Raw genomic sequence first — 24045 nt, forward strand, 5'->3', positions numbered from 1 at the left:
CCCAATCTGGACGTTCTGAATGGAGGCGAGCCAACGCCTGCTGCCAAGGCGTCTCCCGACTGGCCTGCGTTGAAGGGCGCGTGTGCGTCGGCCGGCGGCGGTATCACTTACTGCGGCGAGCGCCACGACTCATATGCTTCTGCGCCCGACGCATTCTTGCGTCATCATGCCAGCCGCCATCACCGGTCGTGACTCGATCGCGCAGTACAGCGCTGCGCGCGGCCCCACGGCCGCGTGGCGCGCTGTGGCGCAAGGCCAACCTGATCAGGAAACGATGGCGATCTCTCTTTCCGATCCCGACTGCTCCCTCCAGATGACCAGGACGGCAATGAAGAGAGGCCCATGGTATGCGAACAGAAGTCGCCGATCACGGTGCCCAACGTTCCCAAGATCGCAGCGAACCAATTGAATATCTGCTAAGGGCGCCAACACCGGACGCAGCGGGCTCGTTCGATCACTTCGTCGGCGTGGGTGAGTAGCGGCCGTGTGGAACGCTCGGCCCTGTGTCTATCATGCCCAGATCCACGAGCGTGCGATGGAAGCGGCGCTTCTGTTCGGAAGGCGACGCAAAGTAGGTTTCCCGGCAATGGTCGAGCAAGCTGGCGCGGGTGGCAAATATCGGATCGAGCGGCAGACCTGCTTGCTGCAGGGCGACGGTTCCAAGGAAAGCGATATCCAGGTCCGCACCCGGTCCGGAAGCAAGGCGATCAGGGAAAATGTTCAGCGCCTCCATCGCATAAAATGTGCGGAACGCGCGCCGCGCATCGTTGGGGAGTTTGAGTTGCCGCTCGATCCGCTTCGCCACTACGGGCTGATGATCCCCGTAGTGCACGATGAGAACAGGACGTTTGGGAAAATTCGTTGTCAGCTCAAGCTTGAGCCTTTTCCAGGTTGAGGCTGTCTCCGCAAGCCTTGCGTAGTACTCGGCATATTGAGCGTCGGGAAGGCTTGAGGCGGCAAAGGCACGTTCCCTCTCGAACTGTCCGGACGCTGCCAGCCTTCGGTTGTGGGGGCCGTGATTGAAGTTGGTCAGTGCATATAGAAAGCGGGGCGCCGGGTCGTCAGCAATACCCTTCGTATGGGCTGCGAACGCCGCTTCCAGAAAAGTTGCATCGGAATTTGTCGTCTCGAACCGGCGGACGTCGAACGGTGGAGGGAAGTCGTCCGCAAAGATGCGTTCGCCAATGCCAATCGAACGATAAAATTCATCGTAGTTGAGAAAACTGCGACGGCAGCTCGACGCGAGCATGGTCCTGTACCCAAGCGCAGCCAACGCATGGGGAAGACTGTTGTGAAACCGGCCCGCGCCCTGCTTGAAAAGGTAATAGGCATTTGAACCGAAGCTTGCGCTTGAAAGACCGGTCAACAAACTAAATTCGGATTGCCACGAACCTCCGCCGAAAATGTCGACGTTAAGGATTCCATGGAGGCCATTCTTTGGGGATAGAAACGCTTCGACAGTCGGCTCAATCGGAAGTCCAAAAATGCGAGGATCGAAAATCGATTCATGCTGGATGACGATAATGTCGGGATATTCGGTTGTGCGCGCTGGTACGGCCGCCATTAGCGGCAACGGGTCATTTGCAATATCGCTCAGAGCCAATCCGCTGGCTTGCCGCCAGGAATGTGGATCGATTAGCGAAGCCATGAAGGTCGAGTAAAAGCACCGCCGCTGGGCCATGATCCGCTGGAAGGAAATGCCGCCGCCGCTTATCCTGAAGGCCGTTACAACGCAGATAAGCGTAACGCTGAATAAGAAAACTCTGACGTCTAAAGGAACTGGCGGCCCGGTCCCGTGGATCAGGGCAGCGATTGCGGCCAGGATGAGTGTGGCAGTTCCAGCCAGGACGGCAAATACGGCGCGCGGGTACTGCGATACAAAAAAGGGAGCTGTGCCTGCAAACATCAGTGGCAAGTCGGTTACGACAAGCTTAAGCGCGCTGTAATTATGTTTGATAGTTGATGCGGCGGTGATTGCTGCGGCCAGCACGCCGGCCAGCAGTATCGCTCTGTCGAAATCGCCAACGATGAATGAGATTGCCGCCGCGCTAAGGGAGAGCGTCGCGATCGCGAATGGCAGGTGCTCGGCGCTGCGTTCTGCCAGCAGAATGACACCGATAGCTGCGAGCAATATCAGGGTCAGGATCATGTGAGTAAGGTAGCTGGAGACGAGCGGAATTCAACCCGCGTCACCTGCCGGCAGCTTGCGATCTGATCGAGACGCCGAGTCGCATGGCCCTTTTCCGTATGCGTTCCAGCGATCGATCCATCGCCTTTGCAATCTGCTCAAGCGTCTTTTTGGATTTGGCTAATTCCAGCAAGCGACGATCGTCCTTGAAGGACCAGGATTTCCGAGCCATCGCCAAAAAGCTTCCTCTGCAGACAAACTGCAAGATGTGTACCCCAAGCAGTGAGTAGGTCGCCGGAAGCTCTCAAAGGTTCATTGAAGAGGGCGCCTGCGGCCTTGGGGAGCAAGCCTTGCCGAGGCTCTTGTAGAGCGCGCCGCTCGCTATCAGGCATTTTGTTAACCGCAGCTCTGTATCTTCGGGGCAATCGCGGATAGCCCCCAAGGCCCCGCGGGATTTAGTAACCGCGTAGGAAGCCCGCCAACTCAACCTGGCGGGCTTCTTTGGTTACGGGGAGCGTCTTGGCTGGTCGGCGGTTGTCTTGGCGGCGACGCAATCTTGCGAGGAGCGCGACAGTCCCGGCATCAGGCCATGCGGTGCAACGCCCGCGTGGCCTTTGTCTTGGGGGGGCGGGGCCGCCTCTAGGGTACGAAGCGGCCCCTGATCGCGCAGTACGCAGGCTAAACTTGGGGGGCCAATCTGCGCGACTGCAGCCACGCTAGGCTTGTTTGGATCGGCCGCAACAAAACTCGCATGTTAAGCTTGATGTTGGTCGCGGAGGTTAATTCTGGAACTCGGGAAGCATCAGGCGAACAGGTCCGGGGCCGCTGTCGGCATGATATCTGGCGGTTGCAGGCCCATCTCCTGCGCTGGCAGCAACACAATATGGTTGAGTAGGCCTGATGGTTGAGTAGGCTTGGCTCTACCGACGCGAGGGAGTGAACGATGAAGGTGCGTTGCTGCATCGTCGGCGGTGGGCCGGCCGGCATGATGCTCGGTTACCTGCTCGGACGCGCCGGCATTGATGTCGTGGTGCTGGAGAAGCACGCGGACTTCTTCCGCGATTTTCGCGGCGACACCGTGCATCCCTCCACGCTGCAGGTGATGGACGAACTTGGGCTGATCGACGGTTTTCTGAAACTGCCGCATCAGCGCCTGCAGAAGATGGAGGGGATGTTCGGCGGCGAGACGGTGCGGATCGCCGATCTGAGCCGGCTTCATGTGAAATATCCTTTCATCGCCTTCATGCCGCAGTGGGACTTTCTCAATTTCCTGCGCGAGAGCGGCAAGCGGTTTGCTTCGTTCAAGGTGATGATGTCGACGGAAGCGGTCGATCTGCTGCGTGAGGGCGAGCGCGTCACGGGCGTGAAGGCGAAGACGCCGGACGGCGTGATCGATATCGCGGCCGACCTGACGGTTGCCTGCGACGGCCGCCATTCGCTGGTGCGCGAACGCGCCGGGCTCGCGGTCGAGGAAATCGGCGCGCCGATGGACGTGCTGTGGTTTCGCGCCGGCAAACGCGAGAATGAAACCGAAAACCTGTTTGCCCGTGTCGATCCCGGCAAGATGATGGTGACCTTCGATCGCGGCGACTACTGGCAATGCGCCTTCGTCATTTCCAAGGGGCAGTACGAGGCCGTGAAGGCGAGGGGACTGCCCGCGCTGCTCGACGATATCGCGCGGATGGCGCCGATCCTCAAATCGGGGCTGGCCGACGTGAAGAGCTGGGACGACATGAAGCTGCTGACGGTGGCGGTCAACCGGCTGAAGCGCTGGACCCGGCCGGGACTCTTGTGCATCGGCGACGCCGCGCATGCGATGTCACCAATCGGCGGCGTCGGCGTCAATCTCGCGGTGCAGGACGCAGTGGCGGCCGCCAACCTGTTGGCGGCGAAGCTCGCGGGCGGCTGCCCGCCGGAGGACGAACTCGACGCCGTGCGCTGCCGCCGCGAGTTTCCAGTGCGGATGACGCAGCGGATGCAGGTCGTGGTTCAGAACAACATCGTCAGCGCCGCGCTCAAGCCCGGCAATCAGCCGCTGAAGGTCCCACTCGTCATGCGGCTGGTCACCGCCGTGCCATGGCTACAGGGCCTCACGGCGCGATTTGTCGGCCTCGGGGTGCGGCCCGAACATGTGCAGTCGCCGATTCGTGGTTGATAGGCCGATTCGGCGCCGCTGGAGGACGTTCCCCGGCGAGCAGGGCGGCAGCAAAAAGCCCCGGACGATGCCGGGGCTTTGAGCTCGCGAGAGGTAGTCGGGATCAGTATTTCGCGACGACGGGAGCCGCGCCTCCGAAGCGATAGTTGATGCCGACGCGGGCGATATGGCCCGTGTTATCGAATGATGTTGACGTCGAGAATGCCGGGGAGAAGATCGGCGAAAGCCCGGTCACCGTGGTATTGCCGAGATCATAGTAGAGGTATTCGGCCTTCAGGCTCCAGTTCGGCACGAAGCCCCACTCGAAGCCAGCACCGGCCGTCCAGCCGAAGCGGGTATCGTCACTGGTGCCCGTGAACACGCCGCCGCCAGTTGCGGCGAAGGAGGTCGTTACCGTGTGACGGACATCCGCATAGGCGAGACCGCCGGTGCCGTAGAACATCCAGTTGTTCACGGCAAAGCCCAGCCGGCCACGCACGGTGCCGAACCAGTTCATGTCAGTTGCAGCGGTTTGGAACGAACCCGGAATCGGGCCGCCCGCGAAGAAGTTAAGCGGCCCCACGGTGTAAGCGCGATCCCAGTCGACCCACGAAATGTCCGCCTCGACGCCCCACACCAGGTTGTTGACCTGATAGTTGAAGCCGATTTGCCCACCGGCCATTCCGCCATTCTGGCGTTGGTTTACGCCGAACGGCGCCGCGCCGAAAGCCGCCGGTGACGGAAGGAAATTGGTGAAGCTGTCGCGTTCATTCGAGCCCCAGCCGGCATGTGCACCGATATAGAAGCCGGTCCAGTTGTAGACGGAGGCAACGGCCACCGGAGCCTTCGTGTACGGGCGGGCGGCCAGATCGGCGGCCGAGGCGCTGACAGTGCCGACAACCAAGGCAGCAGCGGCGATAGCGAACTTTTTCATCATTTCCTCCAATCCAGACAAGCAACGCGAGCAATGCATGCTGTCATACATATCGCAGGAGTCGCGCCAAAGCTGTCACCGACACGCCACAGTCGTGGAACTTCCAACACCGTTACACCAATAGATTGCCGAAGGACGGCCGCTATTCGGCTCCGAAAGGTGAAAAAACGGGGAGATTTGAGCGATTGGGCTGTTCGGTCGGCGCCGGGAACTACTTTCCCGACGAATCGCGTTCCTTCAGCGTTAAGGGCGGCCTAACAAACAGCCCGCCTATCCCATAACAGAGTACCCGCCATCGACGGGAATTGCCGCGCCGGTGACGAAATCGGAGGCGGGCGAGGCGAGGAAGACCGCTATCCCGGCGAAATCATCGATGGCGCCCCAGCGCGCCGCAGGCGTCCGCGCCAGCACGCGGTCGTGCAGGCCGTCGATCTCCTTGCGGGCGCGCTTGGTGAGATCGGTGTCGATCCAGCCCGGCAGCACGGCGTTGGCCTGGATGTTGTCGGCCGCCCAGGCGCAGGCGCAGGAACGGGTGAACTGCACGATGCCGCCCTTGCTGGCGGCATAGGCCGGCGTGAAGCTGGCGCCGAAGATCGACATCATCGACCCGATATTGATGATCTTGCCGCCGCCGGCCGCCTTCATGGCGGGATAGACCGCCTGCGAGCACAGGAAGGCGCTGGTGAGGTTGGTCTGGATCACGCTGTTCCACTCGGCGATATCGAGCGCGTGCGGCGGCTTGCGAATATTGATGCCGGCATTGTTGACGAGAATGTCGATCCGGCCGAGCTCGCCGGCGACGCGGCTGACCATGGCGGCGACCGCGGCCTTGTCCGTGACGTCGGCCGCGACCGCAATCGCCTTGGCGCCACCTTGCTTAAGCTCCGCAACCGCCTCCGCCGACTTGGCCTCGTTGCGGCCCACCACCGCGATCGCCGCGCCGGCTTCCGCCAATCCCCTGGCCATGCCGAGCCCGATGCCGCCATTGCCGCCGGTGACGATGGCTACCTTGCCGGAGAGATCGAAGGGTTCTGTCTTCATGGTTGTTGTCCAACTTTCTGTAGGATGGTGGAGCGAAGCGATACCCATCGATCACAACGACGAAAGTTGATGGGTATCGCTTCGCTCCACCCATCCTACGAATCTAGCGGTTGCCCTGCCAGATCAGGATCAGGCCGACGGCGCCGAGCACCGCGCCATATCCGGCCCATTGCAGTTGGTTGATCATGAAGCTCGATGGCGGCCAGGGAATCGCGCCGGTGCCTTGCCCGATCCACAGCAAGCCGATGGCAAGCGCCAGAAAGCCGATGATCGAAAGCGATCTGGCCATGGATTCCTCCCGTCGTCATGTCGGCCCTGGGCGCAGCCGCGCGGCTTGTTGTGCGTCGCCGCAAGGAAACCGTTGCCCGCGGCGGCGCAGCTTCCGATCGAATACAAAGCCGGCCGGCTTCGCAAGGCCGGAAGTCGTTGCGCTGCGATCCCAGGTGCCATCACGAATCGCCGGACGGTCATCTCACGCTGGCGCTTGTCTTCGCGCTGGTCTTTACGCTTGTCACGCCTCATGGCCGCGGCATGCGGATTTGCGCGGCTTCGAGCCGGCTGAAATCGCACGGCTGGAGACGGCGACACCTACGGCAAGCGCGCGGACGACCCGTCGCTTCTGATATCAGGCATCGGCCGTGCCGAGGCGATGGCCTATCGCGATGCGCGCGGGCAGGCGATGACGGATCCGGACTGGTCCGAGATCGAGTGCTGGCTGCGGCGGGCGTACCGGTTGCTGAAGGCGGCCGTGGCTGGGGGGCTAAGAAGGTTCGAAAAGCTCCCAAATCCGAACAACAAAAAAGCCCCGGACGATGCCGGGGCTTTTGAGCTGCGATCTAGCAGAGATCAGTATCGTGCAGATCAGTACTTGGCCGCGATCGGGGCGCCGCTCCAGTTGAAGCGGTAGACCAGCGACGTGCTGATGGTCTGTACGAAGGGCTTGAAGGTGATGTCGAAGCCGGTCGGCACGTTAGTACCATCGACCCTTTCCTGAAGATTCTTGCGGTCAAGATAGGCCGCACGATATTCCGTCTTCATGAACCAGCCGGGAGCGTTGATACCGAAGAAGTTCAGGTTGTTCTCGACGCCGCCGCCGACGAACCAGCCGCCGGTATTGAAGCTGTCGGTGTGCAGCCCCACCGGAGTGCCGGAGTTGGAGCCCAGCAAGGTGCTGCCCGTCCAGTAGGTCCCGGTATAGCCGCCGTTGATGTACGAGAGAACGTTCGGAGCAACGAGGTAGCCAACACGAGCACCGGCTGCCCAAGCTGTCTCCATCTTTGTGGTACCGACAGCGAATATGCTTGCATCCCCGATGTTGCCCTTGAGGCTGCCGAACGTACCATCGCCGAAGATGCCGAATACCCACGACGGACCGGTCTGCCAATCATAGCCGGCACCCACGGTGCCGAACCAGCCATCTCCGCCCGTCCGGGTGTTGGTACAAACGACGCAAGCCCCCGTCGCGGTGTTATCCACGCCGCCATTCGCAGACCAGATTCCGCCGCCGCCGCCGCCGAAAATGTAGAAGCCAGTCCAGCTCGGAGCCATCGCCACCGGCGCTGGAGCCTTGGCGTAAGGGCGGGCACCGAGATCAGCTGCCGAGGCCGACCCGGTGAATGCCGCCAGCGCGGTCAGAGCGATCACTAACTTCTTCATGTCCCAATTCCCTTAGTTCAAAGCGTCAAAGCCGCCGCTCTAACAAGTGCGCGAGCACCCGATTCCCAAAACCCAGTGTCGTGACTATACGCGGTCTCGCCCAAAAAGCTGTTGCGGGGGGAGCACAGCTACCGGAAAACGAATGACCGCAAATTGCCCGGAAAACGGGCAAATTCGGGCGCTAACCGGCCGGAAATGCTGGAAATCGCCCGAAAGTTGCCTCTAACGGTAAAATCAGACGTCCAGCAGGTCGTCGCTGGCGAATTCCGCCTTGTCGGAGATGAAGGCGAACCGCGCCTCGGCCTTGGTTCCCATCAGCCGCTCGACAGAATCGGCGGTGCCTTCGCGGTCGTCGGCCAAGAGCACCACGCGGAGCAGGGTGCGCCTGGCCGGATCCATGGTGGTTTCCTTGAGCTGCGCCGGCATCATCTCGCCGAGGCCTTTGAAGCGACCGACATCGACCTTGGCGTTGGCGTTGAACTCGCTCTTCAAGAGCGTGTCCTTGTGGGCGTCGTCGCGGGCGTAGATCGTCTTGGCGCCATGGGTGAGCCGATAGAGCGGCGGCACCGCCAGATAGAGATGGCCCTCGTCGATCAGCCGCGGCGTCTGGCGGTAGAAGAATGTGATCAGGAGCGAGGCGATATGCGCGCCGTCGACGTCGGCGTCGGTCATGATGATGATGCGGGAATAGCGCAGATCTTCTTCGCGATAATGCGCGAGCGTGCCGCAACCGATCGCCTGCATCAGATCGGCGAGCTGCGCATTCGCAGTCAGCTTGTCCTTGCCGGCGGAAGCGACGTTGAGGATTTTTCCGCGCAGGGGCAGCACCGCCTGGGTCTTGCGGTCGCGCGCCTGTTTTGCGCTGCCGCCCGCCGAGTCGCCTTCGACGATGAACAGTTCGGAGCCTTCGGTGGCTGTGTTGGTGCAATCGGCAAGCTTGCCGGGCAGGCGGAGCTTCTTCACGGCGGTCTTGCGTGACGTCTCCTTCTCGGCGCGGCGGCGCAGCCGTTCGTCGGCGCGCTCGACGACGAAATCCAGCAGCTTGTTGGCCTGCAGCGGATTGCCCGACAGCCAGTGATCGAACGGATCCTTGATCGCCTGTTCGACGATCTTCTGCGCTTCCGCCGTGGCGAGCCGGTCTTTGGTCTGGCCCTGGAATTCGGGCTCGCGCACGAACACCGAGAGCATCACGGCAGCTCCCACCATGACGTCTTCCGACGTGACGGGCGCGGCGCGCTTGCCTTGGCCGATACGCTCGGCGTGGTCTTTCAGGCCACGCAGCATCGCGCTGCGCATGCCGGACTCGTGCGTGCCGCCATCCGGCGTCGGCACCGTGTTGCAGTAGGAGGAGAGGAAGCCGTCGGCGTCCGCCGTCCAGGCCACCGCCCATTCGCAGGCGCCATGGGCGCCGTTGCGGCCCGATTTGCCGGAGAAGATATCCGGATGCACCAGCGTGTCGGCGTGAATCGCGGCGCCGAGATAGTCCTTCAGGCCGCCCGGGAAGTGGAAGCTATCCTCGGCCGGCACATCCTCGATGCCCTTCAGCAGCGCGGGATCGCAGCGCCAGCGGATCTCGACGCCGCCGAACAGGTAGGCTTTCGAGCGCGTCATCTTGAACAGGCGCTGCGGCTTGAAAGCGGCTTTGGCGCCGAAAATATCGGTGTCCGGCTTGAAGCGGATGCGGGTGCCGCGGCGGTTGTTGATCTTGCCGAGGTCCTCGAGCTTGCCCTTGGGATGGCCGCGCTCGAAACTCATCCGGTAGAGCTTCTGGCTGCGCGCGACTTCGACCTCGAGCCGTGAGGACAGCGCGTTGACCACGGAGACGCCGACGCCGTGCAGGCCGCCCGAGGTCTCGTAGACCTTGGAGTCGAATTTGCCGCCGGAATGCAGCGTGCACATGATGACTTCGAGCGCGGACTTCTTCGGAAATTTCGGATGCGGATCGACGGGAATGCCGCGGCCGTTATCGGTCACGGTCAGAAAACCGTCGGCGCTCAATTCCACCTCGATGAACGAGGCGTGCCCTGCCAGAGCTTCGTCCATGGCGTTGTCGATGACTTCGGCGAACAGATGGTGCAGCGCCTTTTCGTCGGTGCCGCCGATATACATGCCGGGACGGCGGCGCACCGGCTCCAATCCTTCCAGCACTTCGATGTCGGCCGCGGTATAGCCGGCCTCGGCGCTGGTCGCCCGCGACGCGGTCTTGGGCGCGGCGCGGCCCTTCGATTCCGCCCCAAAGAGGTCGTTGGCAGATCTGGGTTTTGCAGCTGATTTCAATGACTTGGACATGGCTCTTTAGGTGTTGCGGCAGCGCGCGGCAGCGAATCGGTTGCTGTAACTATGCCACGGATGGGCTCAAAAAGTGACGGCTGGGCTGCAAAGCGTCGCGGCCGGGAGGTTCACGGCCGGACCACGCGGTCAAAATATCGCAATGCCAGCGAGGGCTCCCCCTTGCATTCTCGTCAGGGTTGCTCGAATGTTTTGCCGGGTGGGGGACTGTAAATGATCATCAGGCTATTGCTGGCCGTCGCAATCGCGGCGCCGTGTGTCGGTTGCGCCTCCGTGACGCGCGGAACGACCGAGAATATTTCCATTTCGAGCACACCGGCGGGCGCGACCGCCGAGATCGCTGGGCTAGATATTCCAACAAGTTGCGTCACTCCGTGCGTGGTTCAGGCGAAGCGCAACGCCGACATCACCGTAACGGTGAACAAGGAAGGATATGAGCCCCAGATCATTCCGCTGACCAAGGAAATCCCCGGTACCGGCGCGGCGGGTTTCGCGGGCAATGTCCTTCTCGGCGGCCTGGTCGGGATGGGCGTCGACGCCGCCACCGGTGCCGCACTGGATCACAAGCCGAATCCGGTCATCGTGACCCTGCAACCGGTCGCTCCGCAGGCCCGCCGGCCGCGGCCGCCAAGACGGGTGCCGCCGCCGCAGAGCTGAGTCCCGTTACTCAGCCTTTGCCGTCCGGATCGGGATTATCATCGTGGACGGCACCAGCGCCGCCGCCATGGGCAGCGCGCGCCATGGACGAGGTTCAAAAAGTGACAGTCGAGTCCCCCGGTAGCGGGGGCCAAAGACCCCTCAAGGTGGTGGAGTATGAGGTCAATCACGCCGCGTGCCGGCCTTTGTGACTTGAAGTCACGTAAGGGGGTGGCGTACCTGTTTCCGGGCTTTGAATCTGCGAAAGCTTCATCAGCGGAAACGGGGCGGGAGGGCCTTTCGGAATATGGAAGATTTTGCGCGTGCCCTGGTTGATTTCGTGCGCGACAATCAGGCCTGGGCCGCCCCGATCGTTCTCGTGCTGGCGTTTGGCGAATCCCTCGCCTTCATCTCGCTGCTCGTGCCGGCCTGGGGGGCGCTGGTTGCAATCGGTGCGCTGATCGGCGTCAGTGGCATCAGTTTCTGGCCGGTCTGGCTGGCCGGCGGCATAGGCGCGGCGCTGGGCGATTGGGTCTCGTACTGGTTCGGCTACAAATACAAGGAACACGTCGCCGAGATGTGGCCGCTGTCGCGCTATCCGGAGATCCTGCCGCGGGGCGAGGCTTTCGTCCAAAAATGGGGCGTGCCCTCGATTTTCATCGGCCGGTTCTTCGGGCCGCTGCGCGCCTCGGTGCCGCTCGCCGCCGGCATTTTCGAGATGTCCTACTGGCCGTTCCAGATCGCCAATTTCGTGTCGGCGCTGGTGTGGTCGGCCGTCCTGCTGCTGGTCGGCGACGTGATGGGGAAACTCGCCGAATGGCTGTGGCGGGTGACGTAGGGGCAGGCCGGAATAAGGCGTTGGTGGGGGTGTTAGCCACGAAGATGCGGGCCACGGATTGGAGCCACCTTTTGGCTGGCGTCGCTTTGCCGTCGTCGCGCTAGCGTAAAGCGTTAGTAGAATCGGCGGTAACCAAGAGGGCGCGTCAAGAACGCGGGGGAATCCCGCAATCGCACTCATCGACTCACTGGGAGAACATCACTATGGAATTGACACGTCGTCACGCACTCGCAGGCGCTGCAGCGCTCGCCGCCACGCCGCTCTTGCCGAAAGCGCCCGCCAGGGCGGCTGCGCCGGTGGCGGACAAGCAGGCGCCGAGTTTCTATCGCTACAAGGTGGGCGATGCCCAGGTGACGGCGATCTCTGATGGCGTCAACAACTTCGCGCTGCCCGATACGTTCGTGCTCAACGTCAAGAAGGACGAAGTCAACGCGGCGCTCGAAAAGAACTTCATGCCGAAGGACAAGATGTCGATCCAGTTCGCGCCACTGGTCATCAATACCGGCGGCAAGCTGGTCGTGGTCGACACCGGCAACGGCGCTGCCGCCTTTGCATCGAGCAAGGGCAATGTCGGGCAGTTCGGGGCCAACATGGTCGCCGCGGGGTTCGACCCCAAGGCGGTCGACATGGTGGTGATCTCGCATTTTCACGGCGACCACATCAACGGGCTCCTGACCGCCGAGAACACGCTGGCATTCCCCAATGCCGAGGTGCTGGTGCCGGCGGCGGAGTGGAAATATTTCATGGATGACGGCGAGATGAGCCGTGCGCCGGAAGGGCGGATGCAGACGGTGTTCAAGAATGCCCGTCGCGTGTTCGAGGCGGGACTGAACAAGAAGGCGACGCCCTATGAGTGGGGCAAGGAAGTCGCACCGGGACTGACGGCGGTCGAAACCATCGGCCACACGCCGGGCCACACCTCCTACGTTCTCGCGTCAGGCTCCGACAAGGTGTTCATCCAGTCCGACGTCACCAACCTGCCGGCGCTGTTCGTCACCAATCCGGGCTGGCACCTAATGTTCGACCAGGATCCGGCGCTGGCGGAAAAGACCCGCCGCCGGGTCTACGACATGCTGGTGGCCGACAAGATGCGGGTCCAGGGCTTCCACTATCCGTTTCCGGCCAATGGCTTCGTCGAGAAGGACGGCAACGGTTACCGGCTGATCCCGGCGCCGTGGAATCCGGTGATCTGACACGGAGTGTCATTCCGGGATGGTGCGTTAGCACCAGACCCGGAATCTCGAGATTCCGGGTTCGCTCGCTTCGCTCCCGCCCCGGAATGACGTGGAAAAACTTGACGTCAGGTGGGCGCGGCCTTATAGCCGCGCCCATGATTATCGCCGCGACCATGACCATCGCCCGCCGCCGCCGCATTATCGCGGTATGGGCGGACGTCTGCGTTTAAGATCGTCGCCTCTGCCGCCGGATCGGGTCCCGCGGCTTCTTCCTTTTCCAGAAAACGCGGTCTGAACTGGCGGCTCCTACGTCAAGCAGGAGTTTGAGATGTATACGCCTCCACCGTTCAAATCCGACCGCGCCGCGAGCCTGGCGTTCGCGGAAGCGCGCGGCTTTGGGCTGGCCTGCGCGTGGGACGGCAAAAAGCCGGTCGCCTCGTCGCTGCCGTTCTATCTGACCTCGGCCAATGACGGCACGCCGCGCGCAGCCTTCCACGTCGCGCGTCACAATCCGCTGATAAAGCTCGCGGACGGCACGACGTCCTGGCTGCTGGCCGTCAACGGCGCGGATGCCTATGTGTCGCCGGACTGGTACGTCTCGCCGGACCAGGTGCCGACCTGGCTCTATCAGGCGGTGCATCTGACCGGCCCGGTGCGGGCGATGTCCGACGACGAACTCGCCGCGCAGATCGAGGCGCTCAGCGCCAAGTTCGAGGAGCGGCTGTTGCCGAAAAAGCCATGGCTGTCGTCGAAGATGACGGCCGGGCGTCTGGAAGCGATGAAGAAAGCGATTGTGGGCCTCGAGATGACGGTTGAAGAAGTTGAGGGCAGCTTCAAGCTGAACCAGCACAAATCCGAGGCCGACTATGCGGCGGTTGCCGGATCGCTTGCCACGCAAGCCGACACCGGCGCGCAGCAGATCGCGCATTTGATGAAACAGGCACGGCCCAACGCGTTTGCAGACCAAGAGGCCTTTGCCAACGAAACGAACCAGTTCGAAAGGACCGTGCCATGACCCTCACCGACAGCCACCAGCCCAAGATCACCGACAAGACCGCCGGCGCCTCGACCAAGCCCGCCGTGTTCGTCGACGGCGCCTCCGGAACGACGGGGCTCGGCATTCAGGAGCGCCTTCGGCTGCAGAACGACGTCGTGGTGAAAAGCATTGCCGAGGACAAGCGCAAGGATGCGGGCGCCAAGCGGGCGCTGATGGAGGAAGTGGATCTCGTCATCCTCTGCCTGCCTGATGATGCCGCGAAGGAAACCGTAGCCTTGATCGACAGCATGGGCGCTGCGGCCCCGAAGGTGCTCGACGCATCGACGGCGTTCCGGGTCGCCCCCGACTGGGCTTACGGTTTTCCGGAGCTCACGCCTGATCAGGCCGACAAAATCCGGACCGCCCGGAAGGTCTCCAATCCCGGCTGCTATCCGACCGGCGGGATTGCGCTGCTGCGGCCGCTGGTCGATGCCGGACTGTTGCCTGCGGACTATCCCGTCACCATCAACGCGGTGAGCGGCTATTCGGGCGGCGGCAAGTCGATGATCGCAAATTTCGAGGATGGCAGCGCGCCGTCCTTCGAATTGTATGGCCTCGGCTTCGAGCACAAGCATCTGCCGGAGACGCAGCTTTACTCACAACTGACGCGGCGGCCGATCTTCGTGCCGTCGGTCGGCAATTATCGGCAGGGCATGCTGGTCTCGGTGCCGTTGCATCTCGACACGCTGACGGGCAAGCCGAGCGGTTCAGACTTGCACGCCGCGCTGGCGAAACGCTACGCGGGAAGCAAGTACGTCTCGGTCATGCCGCTCGAAAACGCGGCGACCAAGGGCGGACGGATCGAGCCCGAGGCGCTCAACGAGACCAACAAGCTCGAACTCTACGTCTTTGCCAGTGACAAACATCGCCAGGCCGTTCTGGTCGCGCGGCTCGACAATCTCGGCAAGGGCGCGTCGGGAGCTGCGGTGCAGAACATGCGGCTGATGCTGGGCCTTGCCGACAAGTAAGTGATCCAGCGTTCTCGCAAAGGAGAGCACGGTGGACGAGGACGCGCGTGCGTTCGCAGACTTGATGCGCGCGCCACGGCCGCGGGCTTTCGCTGCCGTGGCGGTACAAGACAAGCAAACGATTTCGCCTGAAAGGAGCGTGCGATGGGCATGAAGAAGATCGGCATTCTCGGTGCCTCCGGTTACACCGGAGCCGACGCGGTGCGCCTGTTGGCGCGGCACCCGAACGCCGAGATCACGGCGCTCACCGCCAACACCCATGCGGGCAAAGCGATGGGCGACGTCTTTCCGCATTTCTTCATGCTCGATCTGCCGAAACTGGTTGAATGGGAGAAGGTCGACTGGAGCAAGCTCGACGCGGTGTTCTGCGGGCTGCCGCACGGCACCACGCAGGAGATCATCGCGGCGGTTCTCAAAGCCAACCCCAGGATCAAGATCCTCGACATGTCCGCCGATTTCCGGCTGCGCGACAAGGATACTTACGCGCAGTGGTACGGCCATGAACACCGGGCGCTGGAATTGCAGGGCGAGGCCGTCTACGGCCTGACCGAGTTCTACCGGGAGAAAATCGCATCCGCGCGTCTCGTCGCCTGTCCCGGCTGCTATCCGACGGCGGCGCTGCTGGCGCTCGTGCCGCTTGCGAAAGCCAAACTGATCGATGTCGATGACATCGTCATCGACGCGAAGTCGGGCGTCACCGGTGCCGGCCGCGGGCTGAAGCAGAACATGCTGTTCAGCGAGGCGGGCGAGGGGCTCTCGCCCTATTCGGTGGGCACCCATCGCCACGCGCCTGAAATTGAGCAGGAGATCGGCGTCGCCGCTGAATCCGCAGTGACGGTGAATTTCACCCCGCATCTGATCCCGATGGCGCGGGGCGAACTCTGCACGTCCTATGTCAGGCTCAACGGCGCGACGCCGGACGATTTGCGGGCTGCGCTGGAGAAGGCCTACGCCAACGAGCCCTTCGTGCGTGTCGCGAAGAAGGGTGTGCTGCCGCAGACCCAGAACGTGCGCGGCTCCAACTATGTGCAGATCGGCGTGGTCGCCGACCGCATCAAGAACCGGGCGATCGTGATTTCCACGCTCGACAATCTGGTAAAGGGTTCTGCTGGTCAGGCGATCCAGAACATGAACCTGATGTTCGGACTGCCCGAGACGGCAGGGCTGGAACAGATCGCGCTGTTTCCGTAACGCGAGGTGCTGTGGTGGACGAAGCCACGCTGCAATTCTACCGCGGCAACGCCGAGGCCTATGCCGGGCGCGAGATCACCTCGCGTCAGGCGAGGCTGACGTCGTTTCTGGCGTTGCTCCCACCGGGCGCTTGCATTCTCGAACTCGGCTGCGGCGCCGGCGGCGACACCGCGGTAATGCTGGCGCGCGGGTTCGACGTCCGCGCAACGGACGGATCGCCGGAAATGGCAGCTGTCGCTTCCAAGCGTCTCGGCCGCACCGTCGAGACGCTGCTGTTTCATGACCTCGGCGAGGTCGAGGCCTATGATGCCGTCTGGGCCAATGCCTGCCTGCTTCATGTGCCAAGGTCGGAGCTTGCGGATGTACTCGCGCGGATCTGGCGCGCGCTGAAGCCTGCGGGCTATTTCTTCGCAAGTTACAAGGAAGGCGATGGCGACGGCCGCGACACGCTCAATCGCTACTACAATTATCCGTCACCGGACTGGCTGCGCGCGACCTATGCCGAGGCGGGGAGCTGGAACTCGCTGTCGATCGAGAGCGGCGAAGTCAAAGGATTCGACGACAAGATGGCGTCGATGTTGTTCGTCGTGGCTCGAAAAGGCGGCTGAAGAACGGCTTCCAAGCCCGTGATATTGCCCGGATATTGCCCCAGTTCGTCGCGTGAGAGAAATCCCCGGAGGATGTGGCTGGCAGGCTACAGCTTTAAGATACGAATCCAGTAAGCACATCCCGAGTGCCAACAGCGCGTGTGTTGGAAAGTTTTGGGAATGCCGGACTGGGAATGCCGTAAATGAAAATGAAGAAGTACCTGTTGGCCACCGCTCTCGTTGGCCTGGGATCCGCCCCTTCGATCGCCGCAGACCTCGCCGCCCGCCCTTACACCAAAGCTCCCGCACTGGCCGCCGTCTACGACTGGACCGGCTTTTACATCGGCGTCAACGCCGGCGTCGGGCTTGGCCGTGATCGCTTTCAGCACGACTGGATCGGCGCAGGATCGCCCTATTCGTTCTACGTCTCGCCGCAGGGGGGCTTCGGCGGCGGCCAGGTCGGCTACAACTGGCAAACGGGTTCGGTGCTTGGACCCATCGTCTTCGGTGTCGAAGCTGATATTCAGGGTGCCGGCCTGAGCGATGATCGCACCAATTTTGCGATTCTCGGGGTCAATACAGCCTATCGCCAGAAGCTCGACTGGTTCGGGACCGCGCGCGGGCGCATCGGCATCGCCAATGGTCCGGTGCTGAGCTATGTGACCGCCGGCTACGCGTTCGGAAACGTCAAGACCGATGTGACCCAGTCGGCACCGGGCCTCACCTCGACGTTCTCGACTGACCGCACGCAGGGCGGATGGGTGGTCGGCAGCGGCGTCGAAGCGGCGCTGGGCGGCAACTGGACCGGAAAGATCGAGTATCTCTATCTCAATCTCGGTAACAAGACCGACGCTTCCACGCTGTTTGCTGCGGCTCCGATCAACACCGAAATTCGCGAGAACATCTTTCGGGTCGGCCTGAATTATCGGATCGGCGGCAAGGCTTCTGCGCCGGTCGCCACTGCCAATTGGGCCGGTTTCTATCTCGGCGGCAATTTCGGATCCGGCACCGGGCGCGATCGCAGCTCCATGAGCATTCCGGGGGCGGCGGTGCTTGAGACGTTCAACCTAGCTCCTGACGGGATCAATGGCGGCGTCCAGGCGGGTTACAACTGGCAGGCAGCCAGCTGGGTGGTTGGTCTGGAGGCCGATATTCAGGGCAGCACGCAGAAAGACAACAAGACTTGCGTGACCTTCTGTACCCCGGGTTTGGTTCTCGCGGCCTATGACGCCACGCTGCCGTGGTTCGGCACGGTGCGCGGGCGGCTGGGCTATTCGGTAGGCTCAACCCTGTTCTATGCGACCGGCGGTCTCGCTTACGGCAGCATCAAGACCAAGATCGCCACGAACTCGTTCGTCGGCCCGGTGACGCAATCGTTCTCGAACACCAATACCGGCTGGACCGCAGGTGCAGGCATCGAAACGCCCTTTACGCTGCTGGGATTGCTGGGCCCGAACTGGACCACCAAGACCGAGTATCTCTACGTCGACCTCGGCTCGACGTCGGACAGCTTCATCTTCGGTGTCGTTCCGGCGACGACAACCCGATCCGTGACCGAGCACGTCTTCCGCACCGGCATCAACTACCACTTCAATTCGCCAGTTGTTGCGAAGTACTGAGTGCTGCTTCAGAAGCGCCAACGAAAAACCCCGGGGCCGATGCCCCGGGGTTCTTGCTTTGGATTCGTGTACTGAGGTCGCCTCACACCACCTTGAAGATCGCCAGCGCCAGCACGGCTTGTGCGAGGAAGCCGACGGTGAAGGCCAGCGTGCGGAATACCGGCAGGCCGAGCGTGTAGACGATCAGATGGGCGACGCGGGCCCAGAAATACACGGCGCAGGCCATCACGGTCCATCTGTCGGAATAGTCGATGGCGTTGAGGATCAGGACCAGCGGCGCGAAGATGATCAGGTTTTCGATTGCGTTGTCATGCGCGAACATCAGCCGGTTGGCCCAGTCTGCGTGCGGCTTGTCGTTGCGCGAGGGGTTGGCCATGGCGCCGGAAAGGCCGCGTATCTGGCAGCGGTTGATGATGTAGGGAACCCACAACAGCCCGGTCAGAATCACGGTCAGAGTCAGCCAGAACAATTCGCGCGTCATTGGTTCCCCCTCAAACGATTTCGAATCCCGGCACGGGATGCATGATTATACCCAACAACGCGAGTCGGCGCTACGCGCGGACCCGGACGTAGCTGCCGGGCGCATCCTCGATCGGCGGCATCTCCTCGCAGCCGACCGCGCGCGCGGGCACCTGCTCGGCGTCCAGGCTCTCCAGCCATTGCCGCCAGTCGGGCCACCACGAGCCCTTGTGCTCGGTGGCATTCTTTAGCCAGTCGGCCAGCGTGACGTCCTTGATGTTGTCGTTGGTCCAGTACTGGTACTTGCCGCCGGCCGGCGGGTTGACCACGCCGGCGATGTGGCCGGAGCCGGACAGCACATATTTCACCGGGCCGCCGAAGAATTGCGAGCCGTAGAGCACTGAATCCGCCGGCGCGATGTGATCCTCTTTGGTCGCCAGATTGTAGACGGGCACCTTGACCTTCGACAGGTCGAGCAGCGTGTTGTCGAGCACCATGCTGCCGGTGGAGAGCCGGTTCTCCAGATAGCAGTTGCGCAGATAATAGGAATGGTTGGCCGCCGGCATCCGCGTGGCGTCGGAATTCCAGTGGAGCAGGTCGAAGGCGGAGGGCGCCTGTCCCTTCAGATAGTTGCTGACGACATAGGACCAGATCAGGTCGTTGGAGCGCAGCATGTTGAAGGCCATCGCCATCTTGCTGCCTTCGAGCACACCGGCGGCGTGCATGTCGCGTTCGAGCGCCGTGATCTGGTCTTCATCGACGAAGACCAGGAGATCGCCGGCATGGGTGAAGTCGACCTGCGCCGCAAAGAACGTCGCTGACGTGACGCGCTGGCGCCGCTTCTCCGCGAGCCAGGCCAGCGTGGAGGCGAGCAGGGTGCCGCCGACGCAGTACCCGGCGGTGTGGACCTTCATCTCGCCCGTTACCTTTTCGATGATGTCCATCGCGGTGAGCGGGCCTTCCTTCATGTAGTCGTCGAAGGTTTTCTTGCCGAGTTCCTTGTCCGGATTGACCCAGGAGATCACGAACACGGTGATGCCCTGGTCGACGCACCATTTGATGTAGGATTTTTCCGGCTTGAGATCGAGAATGTAGAACTTGTTGATCCAGGGCGGCACGATCAGCAGCGGCGTGCGCAGCACCGTCTCCGTGGTCGGCGTGTACTGGATCAGCTGCATCAGCTCGTTCTGGAAGATCACCTTGCCCGGCGTCGTCGCCATGTTGATTCCGACGACGAGGTTCGTCGGGTCGGATTGGCGGATGCGCAGGGAGCCGCGGCCGGCTTCGATGTCTTCGGCCAGCATCCTCATGCCGCGCACGAGATTGTCGCCGTTCGATGCCAGCGTCTCGCGCAGCACTTCGGGGTTGGTGAGAATGAAATTCGACGGCGCGATCGCGTTGGTGATCTGCTGAACGTAGAACTCGGCCTTCTTGCGCGTGTGCGGATCGACGCCTTCGGCGTTCTTCACCAGTTCTTGCGCCCATTGCGCGGTGAGCAGATAGAGCTGCAGCACGAAATCGAAGAACTGGTTCGACTTCCACTCCGGATCCTTGAAACGCTTGTCGCGCGGCGACGGCTCGATCGCAGGCTTGGCCGCTTCGCCGGCCATGCGGCGGGCGGCCTGGCCCCAGAGATCGAGATAGGCCTTGCCCATCCTGGTCTGCAGGTCTTCGGCGCGTTGCGTGTCCGTCAACCAGTATTCGGCCACCTTGGTGAAGGTCTTGATGACCTCACCGATTTCGTTGGGCGGCTTGTCCTTCGGCTCTCCACCCTCGCGCGGCTTGAGATAGGCCGCGAGCGCCTGGCCGCTCGTCTCCATCGCCTTCGCGATGTTCATGGCGAAGGCTTCGGCGTTGAAGGTTTTCGCAGACTGCGTTTCGGAGTTGACGTCACTCATATCAAGGACACTATAGGTTCATTTCGCGTTCGTCACCGCGTCGATTGATGGCAAGAGGGTTGGGGTTAACCCTGTTGCACTGCGATAAAGTTTGTGTGTTCACACAAGTTGCACACATTGCGGCCGCACCGATCACATTTGCTCTTTGGGCTTTAATCGTTTCGAGCGACAATGGTTTGAACGGTTCTAGCGAAATCAACGCCGCGGGACGATTTGGCGTTGCAAGGCTCGTACCAGCGCATAGATCCATCGCGATGCAGGGGTGCGCAGGTAGTTGGGGATTTTTGGACGGATGCCGGCTGATCGAACGATAAGGCTGTGGTCGATTGCCGCGCTGGTCGCATCGGCATTGGCGCTCGGCGGCTGCTCGACCCAGATCGCGGATATGCCGGGCGTTGGCCTGCCGGTCGACGCGCCCGAGCGTCCGAAGGAGGCCGGTGGCTATCTACCGGTTCATGACTTGCCGCCGGACCGCAACGAGGAGGCCATGAAGCCAGCCGAACTGGCTAAAATCCAGTCGGAACTGACGGCCGCCCGCGACCGTCAGGCGACGGCTTCCACCCCGCCGGCTTCCACCTCGCCAAAGCCCGCCAAGAAGTAAGAAGGCCGTCATTTCGACGCGCTGTCCTGGCGCGAACCGGCCGCCCCCCGGATCAGGTCCGGAGCGGAGGTGCTTGAAAACGCCATAAAAACTGGCGCCGCCGGGCTCCCGTGGTAAAAGAACCCAATTCAACCGCATTGCGGGTCCAGAGCTCAGAGGATCTCGCGCCTGAATTCGCTCTAAATCCTTGATTGAGCGCGACTTCTGACCGAAACCCAATCCGGTTTCGATAGCCGCGAAGGTTCCGTCCGATTCTGTCCTGCCGGTTGTCGGAGCAAGGGTCCAATGGAAGATTTTTATCGCATCCGTCGTCTGCCACCTTACGTATTCGAGAAGGTCAACCAGGCCAAGGCGGCCGCGCGGAATGCGGGGGCCGACATCATCGACATGGGCATGGGTAATCCGGACCTGCCGACGCCACCCCATGTGATCGAGAAGCTGAAGGAGACGCTGGGCAAACCGCGGACCGATCGCTACTCGGCCTCACGCGGCATCAACGGGCTGCGCAAGGCACAAGCCGCCTATTACGCGCGGCGGTTCGGCGTGAAGCTCAATCCGGACACCCAGGTCGTCGCCACGCTCGGTTCCAAGGAAGGTTTTGCCAACGTAGCCCAAGCGATCACCGCGCCCGGCGACGTCGTGCTGTGCCCCAATCCGAGCTACCCCATTCACGCCTTCGGCTTCCTGATGGCAGGCGGCGTGATCCGCTCGGTGCCTTCGGAACCGACGCCGCAGTTTTTCGAGGCCGTGGAACGCGCGATCATCCATTCGATCCCGAAGCCGATCGCGCTGATCGTCTGCTACCCCTCCAATCCGACCGCCTATGTCGCCGACCTCGATTTCTACCGGGATCTGGTGGCGTTCGCGAAGAAACACGAGATATTCATCCTGTCGGACCTGGCCTATGCCGAGGTCTATTTCGACGAAAATAGCCCGCCGCCCTCGGTGCTGCAGGTTCCCGGCGCGATCGACGTCACGGTCGAGTTCACCTCGATGTCGAAGACGTTCTCGATGGCGGGCTGGCGCATGGGTTTTGCCGTCGGCAACGAGCGGATCATCGCAGCCCTGGCGCGGGTGAAATCCTACCTCGACTACGGCGCGTTCACGCCGGTTCAAGTCGCCGCCACCGCCGCGCTGAACGGGCCGGACGATTGCATCAAGGAAATGCGCGATACCTACCGCAAGCGCCGCGACGCGCTGGTCGAATCGTTTGGCCGGGCGGGCTGGGAGATTCCGCCGCCGCAGGCCTCGATGTTCGCCTGGGCGCCGCTGCCCAAGACCTTCGAGAGCGTCGGCAGCATGCAGTTCGCAACCCTGATGGTGGAGAAGTCAGGCGTGGTGGTTTCGCCCGGCGTCGCCTTCGGCGAGCATGGCGAGGGCTATGTCCGCATCGCCATGGTGGAAAACGAGCAACGTATCCGCCAGGCCGCCCGCGGGGTGCGTCGCTTCCTTGAAAGCGGCATTGAAACGTTGCACAACGTAGTTCCTCTCGCCAACCGGCGCTAATTCCTTCTATTGCAGGTTCTCTCATTCATGGTCGCACCCCTGAGAGTGGGTATCGCGGGGCTCGGCACCGTTGGTGCCGAAGTCGTCCGCCTCATCGAAGAGCAGTCGCGGACGCTGTCCGAGCGCAGCGGGCGGGGTGTGCGCGTCGTTGCCGTCACCGCGCGCTCGAAGGCGAAAAAGCGCTCGCTGGACCTGCGCGGCATCGACTGGGCCAAAAGCCCGCTGGCGCTGGCCTCTGACCCCAACGTCGATTGCTTCGTCGAACTGATGGGCGGCTCCGGCGAGCCGGCGCTGTCGGCGATCGAGGCCGCGCTGAAATCCGGCAAGTCGGTGGTGACAGCCAACAAGGCGCTGATCGCCAAGCATGGCGTGCGGCTGGCAAAGGCGGCCGAAAAGCACGGCGGCGCGTTGAATTACGAGGCGGCGGTGGGCGCTGCCATTCCGGTCATCAAGACCCTTCGTGAGGGGCTTTCCGGCACCGGCGTCAACCGCGTCTACGGCATCCTCAACGGCACCTGCAATTACATCCTGACCCGGATGGAGCAGGAGGGTCTGTCGTTTGCCGAATGCCTCAAGGACGCGCAGCGGCTCGGCTATGCCGAGGCCAATCCGTCGTTCGACGTCGATGGCCACGACACCGCGCAGAAGCTGGCGATCCTGGCGAGCCTCGCCTTCGGCACCAAGGTGGCGCAGAGCGCGGTCTATGTCGAAGGCATCTCCTCGATCGCGCCGGAAGATCTGCGTGCGGCCGAGGAACTCGGCTACCGCGTCAAACTGCTCGGCGTGGCGGTGCGGACCGCCAAGGGCATCGAGCAGCGGGTGCATCCGACCATGGTGCCGAAATCGTCCTCGATCGCGCAGGTGATGGGCGTCACCAATGCTGTCACCATCGACGGCGAAGGCATCCCGCCGATCACGCTGGTAGGGCCGGGCGCCGGCGGTGCCGCGACGGCGTCTGCCGTGGTGGCCGATATCGCCGACGTCGCGCGCGGCATTCGCGCAAAGCCGTTCGGGCGACCGGTGGAGCGGCTGCGCGAAACCAGCAAGGCGCCGATGGAGCGCCACGAGGGCGGTTACTACATCCGCCTGATGGCGCGTGACCTCGCCGGCACCGCCGCCACTATCGCCACCCGCCTTGCCGAACAGAAGATTTCGCTGGAATCGATCGTGCAGCGCCATCCGGAAGGCGTCGATGCGAACGGCTCTGCGAAGAAAGCGTCACCAGTTCCGGTGATCCTGATTACCTACGCCACGTCAGAGGATGCGGTGTATCGTGCGCTCGAAGCCGTTCAGCGCGACAAGGTGATCAGTGGCCGGCCGCAGGTGATACGGATCGAGAAAAACTGACG

20 protein-coding genes are annotated in these 24045 nt (G+C 62.5%); 12 read left to right on the top strand and 8 right to left on the bottom strand.

All coding sequences use genetic code 11. The annotated features are described in order from the left end of the window. Nucleotides 1–454: 454 nt before the first annotated feature. Entirely contained in the window at nt 455–2149 is a 1695-nt protein-coding gene (locus KIP88_RS18560; RefSeq protein WP_214489398.1) for a sulfatase-like hydrolase/transferase, read from the bottom strand. Between the two features lie 922 nt (nt 2150–3071). Between KIP88_RS18560 and KIP88_RS18565 the strand changes: the two genes are divergently transcribed. Then, a complete protein-coding gene (locus KIP88_RS18565) occupies nt 3072–4283 on the top strand; it encodes an FAD-dependent oxidoreductase (RefSeq protein WP_214489399.1) in 1212 nt (403 codons plus the stop codon). A 103-nt stretch (nt 4284–4386) separates the two neighbouring features. On the opposite strand, the gene KIP88_RS18570 is transcribed toward KIP88_RS18565, so the two are convergent. The 5 genes from KIP88_RS18570 to parE all read right to left on the bottom strand — a co-directional run bounded on the left by KIP88_RS18570 (nt 4387) and on the right by parE (nt 10182). Further along, on the bottom strand, nt 4387–5247 hold the full coding sequence (locus KIP88_RS18570; protein ID WP_249790865.1) for an outer membrane protein: 861 nt from the start codon (nt 5245–5247) through the stop codon (nt 4387–4389). 219 nt (nt 5248–5466) lie between these two features. Further along, nucleotides 5467–6237 carry an SDR family NAD(P)-dependent oxidoreductase gene (locus tag KIP88_RS18575; RefSeq protein WP_214489400.1) on the bottom strand — a complete coding sequence of 257 codons (771 nt, stop codon included), beginning with the start codon at nt 6235–6237 and terminating at the stop codon, nt 5467–5469. 103 nt (nt 6238–6340) lie between these two features. Continuing rightward, on the bottom strand, nt 6341–6526 hold the full coding sequence (locus tag KIP88_RS18580) for a hypothetical protein (protein ID WP_214489401.1): 186 nt from the start codon (nt 6524–6526) through the stop codon (nt 6341–6343). A gap of 572 nt (nt 6527–7098) precedes the next feature. Continuing rightward, nucleotides 7099–7893 carry an outer membrane protein gene (locus KIP88_RS18585; protein ID WP_214489402.1) on the bottom strand — a complete coding sequence of 265 codons (795 nt, stop codon included), beginning with the start codon at nt 7891–7893 and terminating at the stop codon, nt 7099–7101. Nucleotides 7894–8127: 234 nt separating this feature from the next. After that, nucleotides 8128–10182 (bottom strand): DNA topoisomerase IV subunit B, encoded by a 2055-nt coding sequence (gene parE, locus KIP88_RS18590; RefSeq protein WP_214489403.1) that lies wholly within the window; start codon nt 10180–10182, stop codon nt 8128–8130. Between the two features lie 213 nt (nt 10183–10395). Here parE and KIP88_RS18595 point away from each other — a divergent pair, with 213 nt between their 5' ends. The 8 genes from KIP88_RS18595 (at nt 10396) to KIP88_RS18630 (ending at nt 18232) form a co-directional block, all read left to right on the top strand. Next, nucleotides 10396–10839, top strand: coding sequence for a PEGA domain-containing protein (locus KIP88_RS18595; protein WP_214489404.1), 444 nt, complete (start codon nt 10396–10398; stop codon nt 10837–10839). Nucleotides 10840–11125: 286 nt separating this feature from the next. After that, entirely contained in the window at nt 11126–11656 is a 531-nt protein-coding gene (locus tag KIP88_RS18600) for a DedA family protein (RefSeq protein WP_214489405.1), read from the top strand. A gap of 203 nt (nt 11657–11859) precedes the next feature. Continuing rightward, the gene (locus tag KIP88_RS18605; protein ID WP_214489406.1) at nt 11860–12849 is read left to right on the top strand and encodes an MBL fold metallo-hydrolase; all 990 of its coding nucleotides are present in this window, start codon (nt 11860–11862) and stop codon (nt 12847–12849) included. Between the two features lie 310 nt (nt 12850–13159). Then, on the top strand, nt 13160–13846 hold the full coding sequence (locus KIP88_RS18610) for an FMN-binding negative transcriptional regulator (RefSeq protein WP_214489407.1): 687 nt from the start codon (nt 13160–13162) through the stop codon (nt 13844–13846). Beyond that, nucleotides 13843–14835 carry an N-acetyl-gamma-glutamyl-phosphate reductase gene (argC, locus tag KIP88_RS18615; RefSeq protein WP_214489408.1) on the top strand — a complete coding sequence of 331 codons (993 nt, stop codon included), beginning with the start codon at nt 13843–13845 and terminating at the stop codon, nt 14833–14835. Before KIP88_RS18610 ends, argC (KIP88_RS18615) begins: the two co-directional genes overlap by 4 nt. Nucleotides 14836–14979: 144 nt before the next feature. After that, nucleotides 14980–16026, top strand: coding sequence for an N-acetyl-gamma-glutamyl-phosphate reductase (gene argC, locus KIP88_RS18620; RefSeq protein ID WP_214489409.1), 1047 nt, complete (start codon nt 14980–14982; stop codon nt 16024–16026). Between the two features lie 14 nt (nt 16027–16040). Further along, a complete protein-coding gene (locus KIP88_RS18625) occupies nt 16041–16634 on the top strand; it encodes a bifunctional 2-polyprenyl-6-hydroxyphenol methylase/3-demethylubiquinol 3-O-methyltransferase UbiG (RefSeq protein ID WP_214489410.1) in 594 nt (197 codons plus the stop codon). Between the two features lie 188 nt (nt 16635–16822). Further along, nucleotides 16823–18232 carry an outer membrane protein gene (locus tag KIP88_RS18630; protein WP_214489622.1) on the top strand — a complete coding sequence of 470 codons (1410 nt, stop codon included), beginning with the start codon at nt 16823–16825 and terminating at the stop codon, nt 18230–18232. An 82-nt stretch (nt 18233–18314) separates the two neighbouring features. On the opposite strand, the gene KIP88_RS18635 is transcribed toward KIP88_RS18630, so the two are convergent. Both KIP88_RS18635 and KIP88_RS18640 read right to left on the bottom strand, forming a co-directional pair. Then, on the bottom strand, nt 18315–18713 hold the full coding sequence (locus tag KIP88_RS18635; protein ID WP_214489411.1) for an MAPEG family protein: 399 nt from the start codon (nt 18711–18713) through the stop codon (nt 18315–18317). 70 nt (nt 18714–18783) lie between these two features. After that, the gene (locus KIP88_RS18640; protein ID WP_214489412.1) at nt 18784–20589 is read right to left on the bottom strand and encodes an alpha/beta hydrolase; all 1806 of its coding nucleotides are present in this window, start codon (nt 20587–20589) and stop codon (nt 18784–18786) included. A 292-nt stretch (nt 20590–20881) separates the two neighbouring features. Here KIP88_RS18640 and KIP88_RS18645 point away from each other — a divergent pair, with 292 nt between their 5' ends. The 3 genes from KIP88_RS18645 (at nt 20882) to KIP88_RS18655 (ending at nt 24043) form a co-directional block, all read left to right on the top strand. Further along, complete coding sequence (locus KIP88_RS18645) at nt 20882–21190, top strand: hypothetical protein (RefSeq protein WP_214489413.1); 309 nt, start codon at nt 20882–20884, stop codon at nt 21188–21190. Nucleotides 21191–21475: 285 nt separating this feature from the next. Beyond that, nucleotides 21476–22696, top strand: coding sequence for an LL-diaminopimelate aminotransferase (locus tag KIP88_RS18650; protein WP_214489414.1), 1221 nt, complete (start codon nt 21476–21478; stop codon nt 22694–22696). Between the two features lie 27 nt (nt 22697–22723). Further along, on the top strand, nt 22724–24043 hold the full coding sequence (locus tag KIP88_RS18655) for a homoserine dehydrogenase (protein WP_214489415.1): 1320 nt from the start codon (nt 22724–22726) through the stop codon (nt 24041–24043). The last annotated feature ends 2 nt before the right edge of the window (nt 24044–24045 follow it).

The organism is Bradyrhizobium sp. SRL28 (assembly GCF_018596315.1).
GTDB lineage: Bacteria > Pseudomonadota > Alphaproteobacteria > Rhizobiales > Xanthobacteraceae > Bradyrhizobium.

What these genes read in the sequence shown, in the direction of transcription:
- KIP88_RS18560 (WP_214489398.1), bottom strand. Translation starts at nt 2,149, where the DNA reads ATGATCCTGACCCTGATATTGCTCGCAGCTATCGGTGTCATTCTGCTG.
- KIP88_RS18565 (WP_214489399.1), top strand. Translation starts at nt 3,072, where the DNA reads ATGAAGGTGCGTTGCTGCATCGTCGGCGGTGGGCCGGCCGGCATGATG.
- KIP88_RS18570 (WP_249790865.1), bottom strand. Translation starts at nt 5,247, where the DNA reads ATGTATGACAGCATGCATTGCTCGCGTTGCTTGTCTGGATTGGAGGAA.
- KIP88_RS18575 (WP_214489400.1), bottom strand. Translation starts at nt 6,237, where the DNA reads ATGAAGACAGAACCCTTCGATCTCTCCGGCAAGGTAGCCATCGTCACC.
- KIP88_RS18580 (WP_214489401.1), bottom strand. Translation starts at nt 6,526, where the DNA reads ATGGCCAGATCGCTTTCGATCATCGGCTTTCTGGCGCTTGCCATCGGC.
- KIP88_RS18585 (WP_214489402.1), bottom strand. Translation starts at nt 7,893, where the DNA reads ATGAAGAAGTTAGTGATCGCTCTGACCGCGCTGGCGGCATTCACCGGG.
- parE (WP_214489403.1), bottom strand. Translation starts at nt 10,182, where the DNA reads ATGTCCAAGTCATTGAAATCAGCTGCAAAACCCAGATCTGCCAACGAC.
- KIP88_RS18595 (WP_214489404.1), top strand. Translation starts at nt 10,396, where the DNA reads ATGATCATCAGGCTATTGCTGGCCGTCGCAATCGCGGCGCCGTGTGTC.
- KIP88_RS18600 (WP_214489405.1), top strand. Translation starts at nt 11,126, where the DNA reads ATGGAAGATTTTGCGCGTGCCCTGGTTGATTTCGTGCGCGACAATCAG.
- KIP88_RS18605 (WP_214489406.1), top strand. Translation starts at nt 11,860, where the DNA reads ATGGAATTGACACGTCGTCACGCACTCGCAGGCGCTGCAGCGCTCGCC.
- KIP88_RS18610 (WP_214489407.1), top strand. Translation starts at nt 13,160, where the DNA reads ATGTATACGCCTCCACCGTTCAAATCCGACCGCGCCGCGAGCCTGGCG.
- argC (WP_214489408.1), top strand. Translation starts at nt 13,843, where the DNA reads ATGACCCTCACCGACAGCCACCAGCCCAAGATCACCGACAAGACCGCC.
- argC (WP_214489409.1), top strand. Translation starts at nt 14,980, where the DNA reads ATGGGCATGAAGAAGATCGGCATTCTCGGTGCCTCCGGTTACACCGGA.
- KIP88_RS18630 (WP_214489622.1), top strand. Translation starts at nt 16,823, where the DNA reads ATGAAGAAGTACCTGTTGGCCACCGCTCTCGTTGGCCTGGGATCCGCC.
- KIP88_RS18635 (WP_214489411.1), bottom strand. Translation starts at nt 18,713, where the DNA reads ATGACGCGCGAATTGTTCTGGCTGACTCTGACCGTGATTCTGACCGGG.
- KIP88_RS18640 (WP_214489412.1), bottom strand. Translation starts at nt 20,589, where the DNA reads ATGAGTGACGTCAACTCCGAAACGCAGTCTGCGAAAACCTTCAACGCC.
- KIP88_RS18645 (WP_214489413.1), top strand. Translation starts at nt 20,882, where the DNA reads ATGCCGGCTGATCGAACGATAAGGCTGTGGTCGATTGCCGCGCTGGTC.
- KIP88_RS18650 (WP_214489414.1), top strand. Translation starts at nt 21,476, where the DNA reads ATGGAAGATTTTTATCGCATCCGTCGTCTGCCACCTTACGTATTCGAG.
- KIP88_RS18655 (WP_214489415.1), top strand. Translation starts at nt 22,724, where the DNA reads ATGGTCGCACCCCTGAGAGTGGGTATCGCGGGGCTCGGCACCGTTGGT.